General features: G+C 70.4%; 13 protein-coding genes. 7 read left to right on the top strand and 6 right to left on the bottom strand.

Annotated features, from left to right (window positions below; all coding sequences use genetic code 11):
* Positions 1-254 precede the first annotated feature (254 nt).
* On the top strand, positions 255-575 hold the full coding sequence (locus P3T37_RS30450; protein ID WP_348533299.1) for a hypothetical protein: 321 nt from the start codon (positions 255-257) through the stop codon (positions 573-575).
* 424 nt (positions 576-999) lie between these two features.
* Positions 1,000-1,743, top strand: a complete 744-nt coding sequence (locus P3T37_RS30445) for a hypothetical protein (RefSeq protein ID WP_280727121.1) — start codon at positions 1,000-1,002, stop codon at positions 1,741-1,743.
* Here the strand turns inward: P3T37_RS30445 and P3T37_RS30440 are convergent.
* Positions 1,740-2,948 (bottom strand): nucleotide-binding protein, encoded by a 1,209-nt coding sequence (locus P3T37_RS30440; RefSeq protein ID WP_280727120.1) that lies wholly within the window; start codon positions 2,946-2,948, stop codon positions 1,740-1,742. The genes P3T37_RS30445 and P3T37_RS30440 overlap by 4 nt on opposite strands.
* 194 nt (positions 2,949-3,142) lie before the next feature.
* Here P3T37_RS30440 and P3T37_RS30435 point away from each other — a divergent pair, with 194 nt between their 5' ends.
* Entirely contained in the window at positions 3,143-4,042 is a 900-nt protein-coding gene (locus tag P3T37_RS30435) for a GNAT family N-acetyltransferase (RefSeq protein ID WP_280727119.1), read from the top strand.
* Here the strand turns inward: P3T37_RS30435 and P3T37_RS30430 are convergent.
* Positions 4,032-4,571 carry a GNAT family N-acetyltransferase gene (locus tag P3T37_RS30430; protein WP_280727118.1) on the bottom strand — a complete coding sequence of 180 codons (540 nt, stop codon included), beginning with the start codon at positions 4,569-4,571 and terminating at the stop codon, positions 4,032-4,034. The genes P3T37_RS30435 and P3T37_RS30430 overlap by 11 nt on opposite strands.
* A 145-nt stretch (positions 4,572-4,716) precedes the next feature.
* Between P3T37_RS30430 and P3T37_RS30425 the strand changes: the two genes are divergently transcribed.
* The 3 genes from P3T37_RS30425 (at position 4,717) to P3T37_RS30415 (ending at position 7,348) form a co-directional block, all read left to right on the top strand.
* A complete protein-coding gene (locus tag P3T37_RS30425) occupies positions 4,717-5,184 on the top strand; it encodes a GNAT family N-acetyltransferase (RefSeq protein ID WP_280727117.1) in 468 nt (155 codons plus the stop codon).
* A gap of 323 nt (positions 5,185-5,507) precedes the next feature.
* Positions 5,508-6,110, top strand: coding sequence for a hypothetical protein (locus tag P3T37_RS30420; RefSeq protein WP_280727116.1), 603 nt, complete (start codon positions 5,508-5,510; stop codon positions 6,108-6,110).
* Positions 6,111-6,364: 254 nt separating this feature from the next.
* Positions 6,365-7,348, top strand: coding sequence for an aldo/keto reductase (locus P3T37_RS30415; protein ID WP_280727115.1), 984 nt, complete (start codon positions 6,365-6,367; stop codon positions 7,346-7,348).
* A 46-nt stretch (positions 7,349-7,394) separates the two neighbouring features.
* Here P3T37_RS30415 and pepN read toward each other — a convergent pair whose 3' ends face one another.
* From pepN to P3T37_RS30395, 4 genes are all read right to left on the bottom strand, one after another.
* Positions 7,395-9,896: an aminopeptidase N gene (gene pepN / locus P3T37_RS30410; RefSeq protein ID WP_280727114.1), complete on the bottom strand. Its 2,502-nt coding sequence runs from the start codon at positions 9,894-9,896 to the stop codon at positions 7,395-7,397.
* Between the two features lie 42 nt (positions 9,897-9,938).
* Positions 9,939-12,311, bottom strand: a complete 2,373-nt coding sequence (locus P3T37_RS30405; RefSeq protein WP_280727113.1) for a helix-turn-helix transcriptional regulator — start codon at positions 12,309-12,311, stop codon at positions 9,939-9,941.
* A 217-nt stretch (positions 12,312-12,528) separates the two neighbouring features.
* Entirely contained in the window at positions 12,529-13,371 is an 843-nt protein-coding gene (nadE, locus tag P3T37_RS30400; RefSeq protein ID WP_280727112.1) for an ammonia-dependent NAD(+) synthetase, read from the bottom strand.
* A gap of 9 nt (positions 13,372-13,380) precedes the next feature.
* Positions 13,381-14,013, bottom strand: a complete 633-nt coding sequence (locus tag P3T37_RS30395; RefSeq protein ID WP_280727111.1) for a DUF3592 domain-containing protein — start codon at positions 14,011-14,013, stop codon at positions 13,381-13,383.
* 444 nt (positions 14,014-14,457) lie between these two features.
* Between P3T37_RS30395 and P3T37_RS30390 the strand changes: the two genes are divergently transcribed.
* On the top strand, positions 14,458-16,548 hold the full coding sequence (locus tag P3T37_RS30390) for an alpha-galactosidase (protein ID WP_280727110.1): 2,091 nt from the start codon (positions 14,458-14,460) through the stop codon (positions 16,546-16,548).
* Positions 16,549-16,556 lie beyond the last annotated feature (8 nt).

The raw sequence follows: 16,556 nt of genomic DNA, 5'->3' as shown, positions 1-16,556 counted from the left end.
CCTCAAACCCGTCCCACCCACGCGCCAGCCCCGCTAAACTCCCCGCCACTAGGCTCTTGACCAGGGCAAATGGAGAAGTCTCACTGGAGTACTAGTACTCCAGTCTGACTTCGCGATCTTGTCGGCGGGCGTAGCCCCTCACATGGCGGGAAGTCTGATGGCGCACGTATATCGCGTTGTGGGTTCGGCAGTGCCGCCATAAGGTCACCGGCATGTCTCTACGTCTTCGTATGCGTCAAGCACTGCCGGAAGCGATGCGCGCCCGTGACAAGGCCGCGGTGAGTGCCCTGCGCGCAACACTTGCTGCGCTGGACAACGCTGAGGCGGTGCCCGTCGACGAAGCTGAGCTTCGCGGCGTGGCCCTTGAGCATTCGCCGGTTGGTGTCGGTACCACCGAAGCAGCGCGGCGTGAGCTGAGCGAGCGCAGTGTGGTGGATATCGTGCGCGCCGAGGCCGCCGAGCGACTGGAGGTTGCAGCGCAGTTGACTGCGCCCGCGCACGCTGACCGAGCCGAGCGGCTCCGCACGGAGGCCGCCGTACTGCATCGCTTCCTCGATGGCCCCGGCACCGCATAGGACACGGCGTCGCATCACGTCAGAAGCGACGCAGGAGCAGGGCTGGAAATAGGTACGGCCACCGCATGATCATCAGAGGTTGTGTGGACTCCTGAGGATGGTGCGGTGGCCGCGGGCCATAGCGTAGACCCTGCCCGCTGGCGGGCGATGTTCGACCAGGCCATGGCCCGCATCGTGGGCCGGTTCCAGCACGTTGAACCCCGGGCGACGGCAAGGGCGTTCGTTCTGGGACTGTTGTCCGGGGCCGCCTTCTCGCCCACCTAGATCACGAAGTCGCACTGGAGTACTAGGTCTTCTGTTCGGATCACGCCGGATCAGCGGACTGCGTTGGAGCGCCCCGGCGTCGGCCGGCCGGCCGGCGTGATCCGACCGGACCGGCGCCGTTCGCGGCTACCGGCAGGCGATCCAAGATAAAATAGGTGCCATGAACCAGGCAACGGTAGTTGCGTTCTACGGCGCGAAGGACGACGCCCTTCTCTCAATTATTCTCGAAATTCAGCGTGCAGCCGGCGAGGAGTTCGGCGCCGACTTCACTCCCCGAACGGCCGATGAAGTGCATGCGACACTGATCGGCCTGGGCGATATCCTCAAGACCCCGAACGGAAAAGGCACGCCGTCAGAGAGACGCCCGGTCGACCTTGTTGCGTACATCTGTTCCTTCTTTTCGAATCACCAGATCACGGCGCAGTTCGGGGGATTCAAGAACGACAGCCATGCACTCCGAAGTCGGGGGCGTAGTCTGCACGAAAGATCCTTGGTCATCGACGACGATGCCCTGGTCATCATCGGATGGCCCCTGAGAGAGCCGGCCGCAGGAGCTGACCCATCGGACGTCCTCGACGGCGTTCGCGCCCAGTGCCAGCGATTCGGATTCAGGCACAAATACCACGGATCCAACACGGTCGACCCGGACCTCTACATGGTTCTCGGGCGCCTGGCGAGGCACGAGGGCCGATCTGACGCCCAGCGCGTCCAATCTTTTGAACGGAATACAAGGAAGCTCCTCGCGGAGATCCGTCCTGCATTGGTCACGATGGATGCCGAACGACTGAGCGTCGTCTTCTACAGCGACCGCAGCCTCCCCAGCTCTTCGAGTCTTGCCGTTCCGGTATGCGGAGCGGCGGACCTGGAGGTTGTCCTGAACCGCCTTCATGGCGGCACCGCTTAGGAGCCCTCGAACAGATCACGGCGGACAGCTGCCGACTCCCATTGCTTCCTGAAGTCCGCGGCAAAGTAGTCGAAGGCGCCCTTCTTGGATTTGACGAGTTGCAGCACAGGGCCCTGATGCTGGGTTCCATGAACGACTCCTGGCTGAACGCGTATCTCAGCTCCCGCATCAGCAGGCCGATCGCCGGTCGGAGACAGGTCGCCATCGATCATCACCGCCGTGAACGGCGGCAGCCTGGGTGCAAACCTCATGCTGAATCCAGGCCTTTTATGGAGGCCGTGAATCTTGACAGTGTCAATAACTGTCTGTATGTCACCACGCACGCTGTGTGCCTCGCGCTGGTTGATGCGAGGGAGCTCTTCCGAGTCCGGACTCAGCAGAAGTACGTAGAATTCCCGCCCGGCGGCCAAGACGTCTTCGATGACATCGACATGCTGCACGAGAGTACTGTGGCAACTGACACACGAAATGGCTATCTCCCGCTGAGCACGGTTGTAGAACTGCGTGGGCGGCAAGGTGGGTGCACCTGCTTCGGTCCTGAGCTCGATATCGACAATCCCTGCCCCGGCCAGTGCATCATAAAGGGTCACGCCCCGCGCGTTCTTCTCGAGCAGAGGGTCAACCTGGGCTTCGTCATCGCGGCGCATGGCTTCAAGGACCGTCTTGAATTCTCGTGTATCGAGCCATTGGACGCCTGGGCCGGTGACCACAGCACAGCGTGCCGAGTCCCTGAGACGACTTGCAAGCCTGTGAACCGACTCCGCAGTACCGTCGATTCTCACGGTATTCATTCCCTGAAAATCGCTCGGCAGCTCCATCGCGCCGATCTCCACGAGGACGGTTCTGTCGGGGTAGTGCGCGAATGCCATCCCTGCTTCGATGAGAACATTCGGTCGCGGCTGGCCCGTCAGTTGTTTCTCACTCTGCTTGTCGCTCGGCTTCCGGAGATGCGCCCTCAGGCGCGCCTCGTCATCGGGCGTCATTAACACCACAACTGCTTGCACTCTTTCGAAGAGTTGTTGAACGACCGTGAATGTAAACGGCGTTGCCACGCCCGCTTCTGCCACTGCCTCATCCCATTCCACAGGCCGCAGCTGGAAGTCCCTGAGCTTTGTAAACAAGGCACTCCGGGCAGCGTCATTGCGACCGTGGACCACCGCCACCCTCATCTCGGTGGGAACGGCATTGCCACCAATGGATGTCATTTTCTCGCCTGTCCACTAGTTCTCGGGCCGACTGACGGGAGGCACAGACGTCAAGCGGCCCTCTTCTCCCAGCATGCGCGCGGCGTGGGATGTTCTCCACTGGGCCAATAATCGTTCGACGGCTTTGCGGAGTCCTGGCACAGTGGCGCACCATGACGGACTTCGAGCTCCTGACTGCTGCGGACATACCCCTCATGCCAGGTCTGGCACAGCGCGTCACGGCCATCCGCCCGGACCTGATCAGCGCCGACGCCTCGTACGGGGAGCTGGCTTGGGTCTGGGGCCTGGGGCGGGCCCGCTACGGCGCGAGTTGGCCGCGCCGGCTGTGGTTCTCGGGTGGCGAACTGGTGGCGTGGGGCTGGGCGTTCCTTCCGCACCAGGTCAGGCGCAATGACGGGTCGGTCACGGACGTCACCGGTGCCTCGTTGAGTTATCAGGTCCATCCCGACCACGCCGAACTGGTCGACGAGGTGATCGAGTGGTTCGACGGTGTGGCGGCCGGCCTCGTGCGCACGGTGTTGCCGACGACCGCCGAGGAGTTCGCGCTGAAGCGGTGGGCGGCGCACGGCTATGAGATCGACGTGGAGTCGCTCGGCGACACCGGCGACTGGACCCAGCTCAACGAGCGGGACCTGACCGATGTGGAGCAGCCGGTGCTGCCGGACGGGTTCCGGTTCCGCACCGCCGACGAGGCCGGACCTGAGGCCGCGGTCCGGGCCCATGTGGACGCCTGGCCTTCCTCCGCGTACACGGCCCGGAGCTACGAGGACGTCCGACGGACGGCGGCCTACCGCGGTGACCTGCACGTCCTGGTGGAGGCAGCGGACGGCACCATGGCGGCCTCGACGATCATGTGGCTCGACAGGGCGAACAGGACCGTCGAGTTCGAGCCGGTCGCCACGCATCCGGACTACCGGCGGCTCGGGCTGGCACGGTCGATGATGCTGTACGGGATGCGCCTGGCGCGGGCGGCCGGGGCCACGCACGCGACGGTTGTCTGCCTGGGTGCGCCGGGGCGTCCCCGGGCGCGCGGGCTGTACTACGGCCTCGGGTTCCGGGAGCTCTCGCGGGACGCCCCGCTCATCAAGGGCTGACGCCGATCCGGCGGGCGAGCACCTGTCCTGGCCAGGCGTCGGAGAGGAAGCGCTCGGTGGGGGTGAAGCCGTTGCGCTCGTAGAAGGCGACCAACTCACCGCCGCCGCCCGCCCAGCAGTCCACCCGCAGCAGCTCCACACCCGCCCGCCGGGTCTCCTCGGCGGCGTGGGCCAGCAGCGCCGCGCCGACTCCCAGGCCGGCGTACCGTCGGTCGGAGACCAGCAGCCGGACGTACCGCTCGGGTTCCCCGGCCGGCGCGATCGGCATCGCCGGGCTGGGTCCGGAGTCCAACACCAGGGCCCCGACGGGCGTTCCGTCCAACTCCGCGATGTACGGAGTGTTCTCGGTCGTGTAGCGCTCGACCCGCGCCACCCCGCCGGGCTTCTGGGAATAGGGCGTGGTGCCCCACTGCTCGGTGTTGCCGCGGGCGTTCATCCAGGCCACCGCGGCGTCGAGCATGTCCAGCACGGCCGGTGCGTCGGCCAGGCTGCCCGGCCTGATCCGTATGCCAAGTGTGGTGTCGTTCACGGCTCCAGCCTAGCCGGATGGGGTGCCAGCCCAGGTCGGGCCGGCTCAGCAGGTTCTCCAGGGTGGCACCGTCACCCTCGATGCGCAGGGTGTCCAGCAAGAGCTGGTGGGGCGGGTGCGAGGATCTCGGTCCATGGAGAGTGAAATGACGGCCCGTCGGGCAGCGGTGGGCGACGCGGCGGAGATCGTGCGGCTGCGCGCCGTCATGACGGCCGCGCTGTTCGGCCGGTCGCAGGAGGGTCCGTGGGACGCCGTGACGCTGGCCAGGCTGGAGCGCTGGCTGGGCGACCCCGATGCGCCGACCGCCGTGTTCGTCGTCGACGCCCCCGACGGTGCCAGCCTGGCCGCCACCGCCATCGGGACGATCGACGAACGGCTGCCGCACGCCCGCAACCCCTCGGGCGTGACCGGTTATGTGTACGGCGTCTCGACGGACCCGCGCTGGCGCCGGCGCGGGTTCTCGCGCGCCGCGATGCGCGCGCTGCTGGGCTGGTACGCCGACCGCGGGGTCCACCGGATCGACCTGCACGCCAGCCCGTCCGGCGAGAGCCTCTACCGCGAACTCGGCTTCACCGACGCCTCGGGCGCGGCCCTGACCCTGCGCGCGCACTGAGTCCGGGGTCACCGTACGGGAGCAAGATCCCCTTGGATGACCCATGCCGGCGCAAAGCTTCCACCTCTGTCGACCGACAAGAAGCTGGGAGTTCGGTGAGAGTGCGAGTCGATCATGTCCGGTCGGAATCGGACATAACGGCACAGAGATGCTGCATTCGTACACAAGATCGCCCTCCGCCAACTCCGGCGGTCACCGGAAGTTCCCAGCAAGGCCCAGGCTTCCTAAACGACGGTGCGGTTCAGTCAGAGGGCCGCCGGCGCTGCGTCCCCGCAAAGCGCCGGCGGTCCATCCGCTTTCCCCGCACCTAGGAGGCACCGGCCTTGTCCCGGACCACCATCCGTTCCGCCGGCGCCGGCGCCCTGCTCGTCTCGGGCGTGCTGCTGCTCACCGGCTGTTCGTCCTCGTCGACGGCGACGACGGCGTCCAGCTCCCCGTCCCCCTCCGCCGCCGCGTCTGCCTCGGGTGGCCGCGGTCAGGCGATGGAGGCGTACACCACCTGCCTGTCGCAGCACGGCGTGACGCTGCCCAGCCGTCCGAGCGGGCGTCCCAGCGGCCACCCCAGCGGCAACCCGAGTGACCGGCCCAGCGGCGGCTACGGCGGTGGCGGTTACGGCGGCGGCTTCGGCGCCTCGGCCAGCCCGGAGATGAAGGCCGCGATGCAGGCCTGCGCCTCGCTGCGCCCGCAGGGCGGCCAGGGTCGCGGCAACGGCGGCGGGCTCAACAGCACCGCGATGCAGGCCTTCACCGGCTGCATGAAGGACCACGGCGTGACCATCCCCGCCACCGGTGGCCTGGGCGCGCTGAACACCGCCGACCCGGCGACGGCCGCCGCGTACAAGACCTGCGCGCCGCTGCTTCCGGCCCGCAGCCCCCAGCCTGCCGCCGGCGCGACGGACAGCCCCAGCGCCAGCGCCGGGGCCTGATCCCGACCGCCGCAGCCGAAAGCAGCGGTGAAGCAGCTGTAAACCAGCTGTAAACCAGCCGGACGAGGGCACGGTCTCGCGCGCGACGAGGCGCACCAGCGAGGCCTGCCGGGCGCTCACTGACGCGGGGGCGGCCTGCTCGACAGAGCAGGCCGCCCCCGCGTCTTTGCACGGCTGCCCTGAACGGCGGATAGGGTTCGACGCAGGTGGGCGCGCCGCCGCCGGCCACCGGAACCGTCGAAGGGACCCCCGCCATGCCGACCGCACCCGCCGACGGCCCCTCGCTCGCGCGGTTCGGCCTGGGCACGGCCGCCGTCGGGCGGCCCGGCTACATCACGCTCGGGCGCGACGTCGACCTGCCGGCCGAGCGCACCGTCGAGGCGCTGCGGCAGCGGACCCACGCCCTGCTCGACGCCGCGTACGCCGCCGGGGTGCGGTACTTCGACACGGCCCGGTCCTACGGCCGCGCCGAGGAGTTCCTTGGCGGCTGGCTCGACGCCCATCCGCAGGCCGCGGCCGACGTGGTGGTGGGCAGCAAGTGGGGCTACACCTACACCGCCGACTGGCAGGCCTCCGGGGTGCCGGTGCACGAGGTCAAGGAGCACTCCGCGGCGGTGTTCGACCGTCAGATCAAGGAGACCAGGGCGGTGCTGGGCTCGCGCCTGCACGTGTACCTGGTGCACTCGGTCACCCCCGACAGCCCGGCGCTGACCGACCGCGCGCTGCACGACCGGCTGGCGGCGCTGGCCGCCGAGGGCGTCCGGGTCGGCCTGTCCACCAGCGGGCCGGCCCAGGCCGAGACCGTCCGGGCGGCGCTGGAGGTGACGGCGGACGGACGGCCGCTGTTCGCCGCCGTCCAGGCCACCTGGAACCCGTTGGAGACGTCTGCCGCACCAGCGCTGGCGCAGGCGCACGCGGCCGGTTGGCTCGTGGTGGTGAAGGAGGGCATGGCCAACGGCCGGCTGGCCGACCGCAACGCCACCGGCCCCGACACGGCCGCGCTGCGCGAGCTGGCCACCCGGATCGGCACGTCCTGCGACGCGCTCGCGCTGGCCGCGGCCGCCGCCCAGCCCTGGGCGGACGTCGTGCTCTCCGGAGCGGCCACCCCCGGGCAGCTGTCCTCCAACCTCGCGGCCGCCGAACTCGACCTCACTCAGCCGCAGTTGGCCGCGCTCGCCTCGATGGCCGAGCCCGCGCAGGAGTACTGGCGCACCCGCGCCGCGCTGCCCTGGGCCTGAGAGCCCGTCCGGCCCGTCGCCAGGAGCGGGCCGGACGGAGCTCGCCTCAGGACGGCGAAGAGGACCGGTGCGCCACCGCTCGGCGCAGGTCGTCCAGGGCGTCCCCGAGGTAGCGGCGCAGGGGCGCGGTGAGGTCGGTGCGCGCCAGGCACTCCTCGGCCGCGCGGACGGTATCGGCCGTGGCCGCGCCCACCGGGAAGAGCCCGAAGGCGAGCACCCCTGCCACCGCTTCGCCGCGGTCGCCGGCACCGGCGATCTGCTCGAAGTACCGCTGGACGTACTCCTGGCGCAGCTTGGGCGAGCCGGAGCGCCAGAAGCCCTCGGCGGTCGCCGCCAGTTGGCGGTTGGAGAGCGCGCCGGGGGTGAACAGCTGCTGCCAGGCGTGCTCCTTCGCCGCGTCGTCCGGTAGCGCGGCGCGGGCGCGGGCCGCGCCCTTCTCGCCGATGTCGCTGGGGTCGGCGGCCAGCTCGGCGGCGATCTGCTCCTCTCCGGCGGCACCGGCCGCGGCCAGCCGGGCCAGTGCGGCCCACCGCAGGTCGGCGTCGAAGGACATCCCCTGCGGAACGTCGCGCTCGGCCAACCAGCCGGTGAGCTGGGCGAGTTGCTCGGCGCCGCAGGCGGTGGCGACGACTGCGCGCAGCGCCGCGATCCGCAGCCCCTGCGGCGCGTCCGGCTGGGCCAGCACAGCTCGTGCGGTGTCGCCGAGCAGGCGCCGCGCCGCGTCCTGGTCGTCCGGATCCAGGTAGCGGGCGAGCACGTGATCGGTGGCGAAGGTCAGCACCGCCTCCACGATGGCGTCGATCCGCTCGGTCGGCAGGTGGGCCGCGACCAGCTGCAGGTAGTCGGCGGCCGACAGCTCGGCGCTGCGGACCAGGTCGCGGGTGTGCTCCCACAGGACGGACCGGGCCAGTTCGTCCGTGACGGCCGAGAGCGAGGCGGCCACGGTGGCCGCGGAGTGCGCGTCGAGGCGGATGCGCGCCCAGCTCAGGTCGCCCTCGTTGGGCAGCAGCAGGGCCGGGCGGGCGGTGCCGACCAGCTCGGGCAGCGGGGTGCGGCCGCCGGGGGCGACGTCGACGTCCAGCCGCTCGCGCGCCACGACGGCCTCGCCGTCGCGCTCGAACACGCCGATCCGCACGCGGTGCGGGCGGGTTCCCTCGTTGACCAGGGCGGCCTGGACGATCCGCTCACCCTCGTCCGCCTGGACCTCGATCCGCAGGGTGTCCACGCCGGTGGTCCGCAGCCACACCTCGGCCCAGCCGGGGACGTCGCGCTCGGAAGCGGGGCTCAGCGCCGCCAGGAAGTCGCTCAACTCCGCGTTGCCCCAGCGGTGTTCGGCGAAGTAGGCGTTGAGCCCGGCGAAGAACGCGTCGTCGCCGAGCCAGTGCACCAGCTGACGCAGCGTGGCGGCACCCTTGGCGTACGAGATGCCGTCGAAGTTGGTGATCGCCTCGGCGGCCGTGGCGGTCGGGGCGGCGGCGATCGGGTGGGTGCTGGGCCGCTGGTCGGCGTCGTAGCCCCAGCTCTTGCGGCGCACCGCGAAGGACGTCCAGGCTCCGGTGTACCGGGTGGCCTCGGCCGCGATCCGGTAGCCGAGCATCTCGGCGAAGGACTCGTTCAGCCAGACGTCGTCCCACCAGGCCAGCGTGACCAGGTCGCCGAACCACATGTGGGCCATCTCGTGGCAGACCACCATGGCCCGCATCGCGCGCTGCGCGTCGGTGGGCGCCGACCGGAAGAGCAGCTCGTCCCGGAAGACCACGCAGCCCGGGTTCTCCATCGCGCCCCAGTTGAACTCGGGGACGAAGACCTGGTCGTAGCCGCCGAACGGGTAGCGCTCGTCGAACAGTTCGTGCAGCCGGTCGAAGGAGGCCCGGGTCACCTCGAACAACTCATCGGCCTCGCGGTCGAGTTCCGCGGCGAGCGAGCGGCGGGCGTACAGGCCCAGCGGGATGCCGTCGTGCTCGGCGTGCACCGCGTGCAACGGGCCGCCGACCACGGTGATCAGGTAGCTGGAGATCGGGCCGACCGGGGAGACCTCCCAACGGCCGTCGGCGAGGCGGGTGGAGGCGCCGTTGCCGACCACCGTCCAGTCCTCGGGAGCCGTGACGGTGAAGGTGAACGGCGCCTTGAGGTCGGGCTGGTCGAAGCAGGCGAAGACCTTCGGGGCGAGGTCCGGGCCGCAGCTGGCGTAGACGTAGCCGGCGCCGTCCGCCGGATCGGTGAAGTGGTGCAGACCCTCGGCGGTACGCGAGTAGGCCATGTCGGCCTCGACCAGCAACTCGTTCTCCGCGGCCAGGGCGGGCAGCGGCAGGCGGTTGCCGTCGAGGGTGGCGGGATCGAGCGGGACGCCGTTCAGCTCGGCGCGCAGCAGGGCCTGCGGCTCGACCTCGATGAAGGATCCGGCGCCGGGCTGCGCGCAGTCGAAGCGGATCACGGCGGTGCTGCGGAAGGTCCGGTCGCCGCGGGTGAGGTCCAGAGCGACGCGGTAGGAACCCACGTCGAGCAGGCGGGCCCGGGCGGCGGCTTCGGTACGTTGAAGGGCTGGCATGTTCGCATGCTGTCCCACCGGCGGGCCCGGAGACAAGCGGATTCAGGGAGCGGGGCTGAGGTGGCTCTGCAGCCGCGCGTGGCGGAACTGGTAGACGGCGCCGACCTGGCGCAACACCCCGCGGTGGTAGGCGTCGTCGAGGAAGGCGACGGTCGCCCAGGGAAGCCGTCCGGTCAGCGGCAGCCAGATCCGGGTGAACAGCAGCCACTGGCCCCAGGCGGTGAAGGTGAGGACGTAGCTGACGGTCCCGGTGAGACCGCCGATGGCCCCGATCACGAGTCCGCCGAACCAGGCCCAGTGGAGGTGACCGACCCAGCCCTGGAGGAGGTCTCCCTGAAGTCGGCCGATGAGGGTGATCGCGATGGTGATCACCGGTGTGATGAGCAGGGCCTGGCGGATCACGGTGCTGCGGTTGATGGCCAACAGGTCGGCCGGAGTGGCGGCGGAGCCGAGGTCGAGGGGTGTCTCCAGCGCGGCCATGAGCCCGAACGCCAGCGCTCCCGCCGACCCGTAGATGACCCCGTAGAGCAGCGAGTCGACCAGCATCCACTCGACCGGTGCGTTGCCGAGCAGCCTCCCGTAGAGCAGTTCCTGCTCCAGCCCGAGCGTGGGTCCGGCGCAGGCCCCCACCGCCAGGCCGGCCAGGAGTCCGGCGCAGTAGGCGGTGGGGAGTCCGCGGGCGGACGTGCCGCCGGTCCGTCGGCCGCGGCCCGGCAGGCGCAGATGGACGCGGGACGGCTCGAACGCCCTTTCGCCGAACGTGACCGTGATCCCGTAGACCAGCCCGTAGCCGAAGCCGACCGTCGGGCCGGTCACCAATCCGGTCAGCAGACTGTCGCCCAGCGCGTACGCCGCGCTGTGACCGCTGATCAGGAGCGAGGTCCCGCCCACCAGGACCTCGGCCACGACCGTGACCAGGGTGCAGGCGAGGACGATGGCGAGGATGCGCGAGGGCAGGCTCAGCGAGCCGGACAACTGCCACCAGGCCAGGTCCTGGCGGTCGCGCTGCTCGGGCCGGTCGAGGTGCCCGGCGAGGTAGCCCAGGTAGTGCCGGGCGCGGTGCGGGTCCCAGACGCGGCACGGGCGGCCGGCGCCGGTCGGGGTCGCGGGGCGCCGGCGGTAGACGGTCGGGACGAAGCCGGCCAGCAGGTGCTCTTCAAGGGCTTCCGGCGTCGGGAAGCGGTCGGTGTCCAGCAGGACGGACGGGTCCTGCCCCGGGCCGTCGCTGTAGACGGTCCGGGCGAGCAGGACCATCAGCGGGGTGCTCAGCACGGCGGCGAGGTTGGCGCTGGAGCGGCTGTCCGGTGCGTTGCGCAGCCCGTCCAACACGGGATCCCAGACGGTCGCGGCCATGGCGGCCTGTTCGCACGGCCCGGTGGGGCGCGCGGTGCGCGGCAGGTAGTGGAGCAGGTCGTCCGTGGTCAGGTCGACCAGCTCGATGCCGGCGGCCTTCCTGAGCACGTCGATCGCGGCGGCCTCGGCGAACTGCTCGGTACGGCTGGTCAGCAGCATCGGCAGGGATATCGCGTTGAGCTCGCGCAGCGCCGGCCCGTGCAGCCCGGTGGCCATCTCGTCGAAGCCGTCGAGCACCGGCAGGATCCAGCCGGCGTCGACCAGCGCGGCCGCCAGCGTCAGGCGGCCGGGAGCGCGGGCGGCGAGGTTCGGGTGGTCGCGCAGCAGCCGGTCGATCAGCCAGTCGCGCAGCGCGGTGACGGTCGGGTCCCACGAGCCGATGCTGAAGACCACCGGCACGGGCTCGCCGCCGGAGCGCGTGGCCAGGTAGTCGAGGACGAACCGCAGCATCAGGACGGTCTTGCCCGACCCGGCCCGGCCGAGCACCACCAGCCGCCCGGACCGCACGCGCCGGTAGACGTCGGCCACCTCCGCCAGGCCGCCGTCCAGGGACAGCGGGCCGGCGCTCGCCCCCGGAGCGGCACCGCCGATGTTGTCCCAGTGGTCCAACAGGCCCTCGGGCGCCGCCCGCCAGCGCACCGGCAGCGGGAACGGGTCGTGGATCCGGCGCTGCTCCTCCTCGCGGATCCAGCGGCTGTGCACGTCCCGCGCCAACGACTCCGCGACCTCGGCCAGCACTCCCGCAGCCGGTAGGACGGCGGAGGGTGGGACGGCGGGCCTGACGGGGTCAGGGGCTTCGGCCGGCACGTCCCCGGCCGCCGGCTCCTTGTCGCGGTGCACGGCCAGCAGCTGCTGCCAGACGTCGTCGCGATCGCGCCGCAGGGCATCGGCCAGCGCGTGGGCGGCCTGCTTCACCGTTCCCATCCGGGCGTCGGTGGGCTTGCCGGTCTCCAGGCGATGGATGGTCCGCACCCCCAGCCGGGAGCGTTCGGCCAACTGCTCCTGCGTCAGCCCCGCCTCGAGCCGCAACCCGCGGAGCGTGGGACCCAACGTGCTGGTCACTTCGACGCCCTCGCTCCGATCACCGTTCGTACAGCTCGTCCGCCTGGCCGGGACTGGCTGCGGATCACTCTACTGGGGTGACCGGCCATATCTGGCCGGTGCCTGGCCTGGTGCGCTGACCAGCCGGAACGCCACCATGGTGATCAGCCGCCGCAGCTACGGCCGGCCTGGCCGCACGAGGGGAGGGCCAGGCCGGCCGTAGCTGCGGGCTGGACGTTCAGCTCCGCCACCACTCGTCCAGCGGGGTGACCGGAACGGTCCGCTTGTGCCGGGTCGCGAGGAAGACGGACTCCAGCTTCGCCGCCACCTCCGGGGCGACGTCGGCGCCTTCCAGATAGTCGTCGATCTGCGTGTACGTCAGGCCGAGCGCCACCTCGTCGGGCAGCGCGGGCCGGTCGTCCTCCAGGTCGGCGGTCGGCACCTTCTCCCAGACGCTCGGCGGCGCTCCCAGCTCCCGCAGCAGTGCCGCGCCCTGGCGCTTGGTCAGCCCGGTCAACGGGGTGACGTCGGCACCGCCGTCGCCGAACTTGGTGAAGAAGCCGGTGACCGCCTCGGCCGCGTGGTCGGTGCCCACGACGAGCAGGCCCAGCTGCCCGGCGATCGAGTACTGGATCACCATCCGCTCGCGGGCCTTGATGTTGCCGCGCACGAAGTCCCGCAGCTTGGGCTCCTCGCCCAGCAGCTCCCGCAACCCGAGCGCCGCCTCACCGGCGACGGCGTCCGCGCTCGGCTTGACGTTCACCTCGATCGACCGGTCGGGCTGGATGAACTCCAGCGCGATCTGCGCGTCGTGCTCGTCGGCCTGCACACCGTACGGCAGCCGCGCGGCGACGAAGAGGGCCTCGTGGCCCTCCGCCCGCAGCTCCTCGCTCGCAAGCTGGCACAGCCGGCCGGCCAGTGTGCTGTCCTGGCCGCCACTGATCCCGAGCACGAACCCCTTGGCCGGAGTCGACCGCAGGTAGTCCTTGAGGAAGTCGACCCGTTGCCGGATTTCGGTGGTGGGCGCAATAGTCGTCCTGACGCCGAGTTCGGCGACAATCCGCTCCCGAAGATTAGCCATCCGCTCACTCTACTGGCCGGGGGTCCAGCCCCGATCTTCAGCCCGTCGCCGCGGCACGACCGCCCTGTGGACCGTGTCGAACGCATTCACCCCGATGCGGAACACGGCCAGCAGCCCGGCCAGTGCGCAGACGATCCAGATCAGGATCGCGAAGCCACCCGGCCGCTGGGTGATCATTCTCCCGCCGTCGAGCCAGACCTTGACCTGCCGGCCCTCGTCAGACGCGTCGGCGTCCGACTGCTCCTCGCTGAACGCGCGGCCGTCGACGGTCCAGTGGTAGGTGCAGCTGTAGGTGTAGCTGACCTGGTCGTCGTCCTCGCCCAGCTCCCGGCCGGTGACATGGCAGTCGGTCACGGTGGCCGACACGCTGCGCAAGCCGTGGGACCTGATCCGGATGTCGTGGGCGGCCTGAGCCGTGGCGAAGACGGTGCCCAGGACGATGGCCAGGGTCCCCGCGACGGCGATGCAGGAGGCGACGTATCCGGCGACGGAGACCTCCCGGCTGAGCGGGAGCGAGGCCACGACGGCCGTCAGCAGGGCGACCTCGCAGACCAGCAGCCACCCGTGCCGATCGCCCGGCGCGTCCTGCGACCCCGCCCAGACCACCGGCGTCGCCGCGACCGCCAGGACTGCCACGGCCACGTCGACGACCGCGAAACAGCACCGGTGGAAGGTGCTCCACCGAACAGCAGGCCTGCGCTCCACGTCTGCCCCCTCCCCCAAGGATCCGACCGCTCCATCGTCCCGGCCCTCACCCGCGGGGCCTACCCTCCCGGCGACTCTCTGGCCAACCGGTGACAGAACCGCGACAACGTCACGGCACGAGGGCGTCGAGGTGAGCAGGGAGCAGGGCCGTGACGGAGCAAGAGGCCGCAACTGCGGCACTACCAGGAGCTGTTGACGGGCGCCAACCATGCCGTCGAGCAGCAGGTGCAGACAATCCGCAGTCAACTCGGGCTGCCTCCGCCGGACACCAGCTGACCGTGCCCGCCGCTCCGGATGGGGTTTTGTGTTTACTCTTGTGGGTTGTTGATGGGTGCAATATCGTATGGCACCTCCCACCCCACCCACTCGGGAAGCCCCCTTATGCGCACATCGTCACATCGCATCGGCGGCATGCTCGCCGCCATGGCCCTGGCCGTCTCCGGCCTCGGTGCCACCTCCCTCGTCACCGCCGCTCCGGCCGCCGCCCTCGGCAACGGCAATGCCCTGACCCCGCCCATGGGTTGGAACTCGTGGAACAGCATGGGCCCGTCCGTCAACGAGTCCGAGGTCAAGCAGACCATCGACTTCATGTCGGGCAACGGCCTGGTGCAGGCCGGCTACAACACCGTCACCATCGACGACGGCTGGTCGATGCGCCACCGCAGCGGCCAGACCACGGACTTCGCGAAGAACGCCGACAACGGCATGCAGCTGTACGACAACAACGGCAACCCGGTCTCCGGCACCGACGGCACCGGCAACGACCCCACCAGCGGCCACCTGGTCCCCGACGCCGGCTCGTTCCCCTCGCAGACCGTCAACGGGCAGACCCTGAACGGCATCCAGTACCTGGCCTGGTACGCGCACAGCAAGGGCATGAAGTTCGGCCTATACGCCACCGACACCTACACCACCTGCCAGGGCCACCCCGGCAGCCTGGGCCACGAGGCCACCGACGCCACCGACTTCGTCTCCTGGGGCGTCGACTACGTCAAGTACGACGACTGCCCCTACGGCCCCACCATCACCATCAACAACTACAGCTACTACCCGCAGGGCGAGGGCAAGGAGCTCACCGAGTCCATCTACGCCCGGACCCAGACCTTCCAGCGCGCCCTCGACGCGGCGACCGCCGCCGCCGGCCGGCCGAAGGTCACCCTCAGCCTGTCCGCGCAGCCCGCGCACACCGGCATCCCCTCGCTGCTCAACGCCAACGACCCGGCCCGCACCGACCCGCTGATCACGGCCGCCGGCGTCCTGCCGAACCACGCCGCCGGGTACTACCCCACCGGAGTCTGGTGCGGCCAGGTCGCCAACCTGTGCCGGATCGGCGGCGACCGGGACAGCGAGCTCGACGGCGTGCTCTACGACGGCCAGTTGCAGACCGCACTGGCGTACCCGGGCAACGTGCACCCCGGCAGCTGGAACGACATGGACATGATGTTCGCCGGCTGGCAGGACACCAGCGGCATCTGGGGCGTCACCGACACGTACAAGGGCAACAAGCCCTTCACCGACGACGAGTCGCGCACCGAGCTGTCGGTCCTGTCGATGATGGCCGCCCCGCTCATCTCCGGCGCCGACCTGCGCACCACCGCCGACTCGCAGCGCACCGCGAACGGCTACACCTGGTCCACCGGCATCACCTCCTCGGCCCTGGGGCTGCTGAAGAACCCCGACATGATCGCCGTCGACCAGGACAGCCTCGCCAAGCCCGCCACCCTGGTCGGCAGCCCGCCCACCTCCCCGACGGCCCCCGTGATCCTCAAGCGCCAGCTCGCCAACGGTGACCTGGCCGTCGCACTGATCAACCAGGACCCGAACAACTGGGCCATGCCCAGCGCCAGTTTCGCGGACCTCGGCCTGACCGGCTCCAGCTACTCCTACCGCGACCTGTGGACCGGCGCGAACGGCACCACCACCGGCACCATCGGCGGCAGCTGGATCCCCGCGCACGGCGTCACGCTGCTGCGCATCGCCGGCGGAGCCATCGGCATGGGCGGCGGCACCGGCACCGGCGGGCCGAGCATCGTCGGCGACGGCAAGTACCACGCGATCAGCGCGGGCGGCACCGGCGGCCAGGCGCTGGAGGTCCAGGGCGGCTGCTACGCCGCAGTCGGCGCCAACTCCGACATCAACGCCTACCAGAGCGGCAACGCCGCCCAGCAGTGGCTGTTCACGCCCAACGCGGACGGCACCGTGACGATCACCGACAACTGCTACACCTCCGCCCAGACGCACACCGTCCTCGCCGCCGGCGGCGGAGTCGGCAGCGCCTACCTGCTCAACCCGTCGGCCAACAACCCCTGGCAGAAGTGGAAGGTCACCCAGAACAGCTCGGGTGCACTGACCCTCACCAACGTCGGCAACGGCCTGGTCCTGGACGTCGCCGGCACCGCCGCCGGCTCGACCGGGATGACCAACCCCGCCAACTCGGCCGCGGCCGGCCAGAGCTGGACCGTCCTGTCCTGACCCCTCCC

Origin of the sequence: Kitasatospora sp. MAA4, from assembly GCF_029893355.1 — a bacterium.
Classification (GTDB): Bacteria; Actinomycetota; Actinomycetes; order Streptomycetales; family Streptomycetaceae; genus Kitasatospora.
The sequence above is the reverse complement of the archived record's forward strand: the minus strand, read 5'-3'. Positions and strand labels throughout refer to the sequence as shown.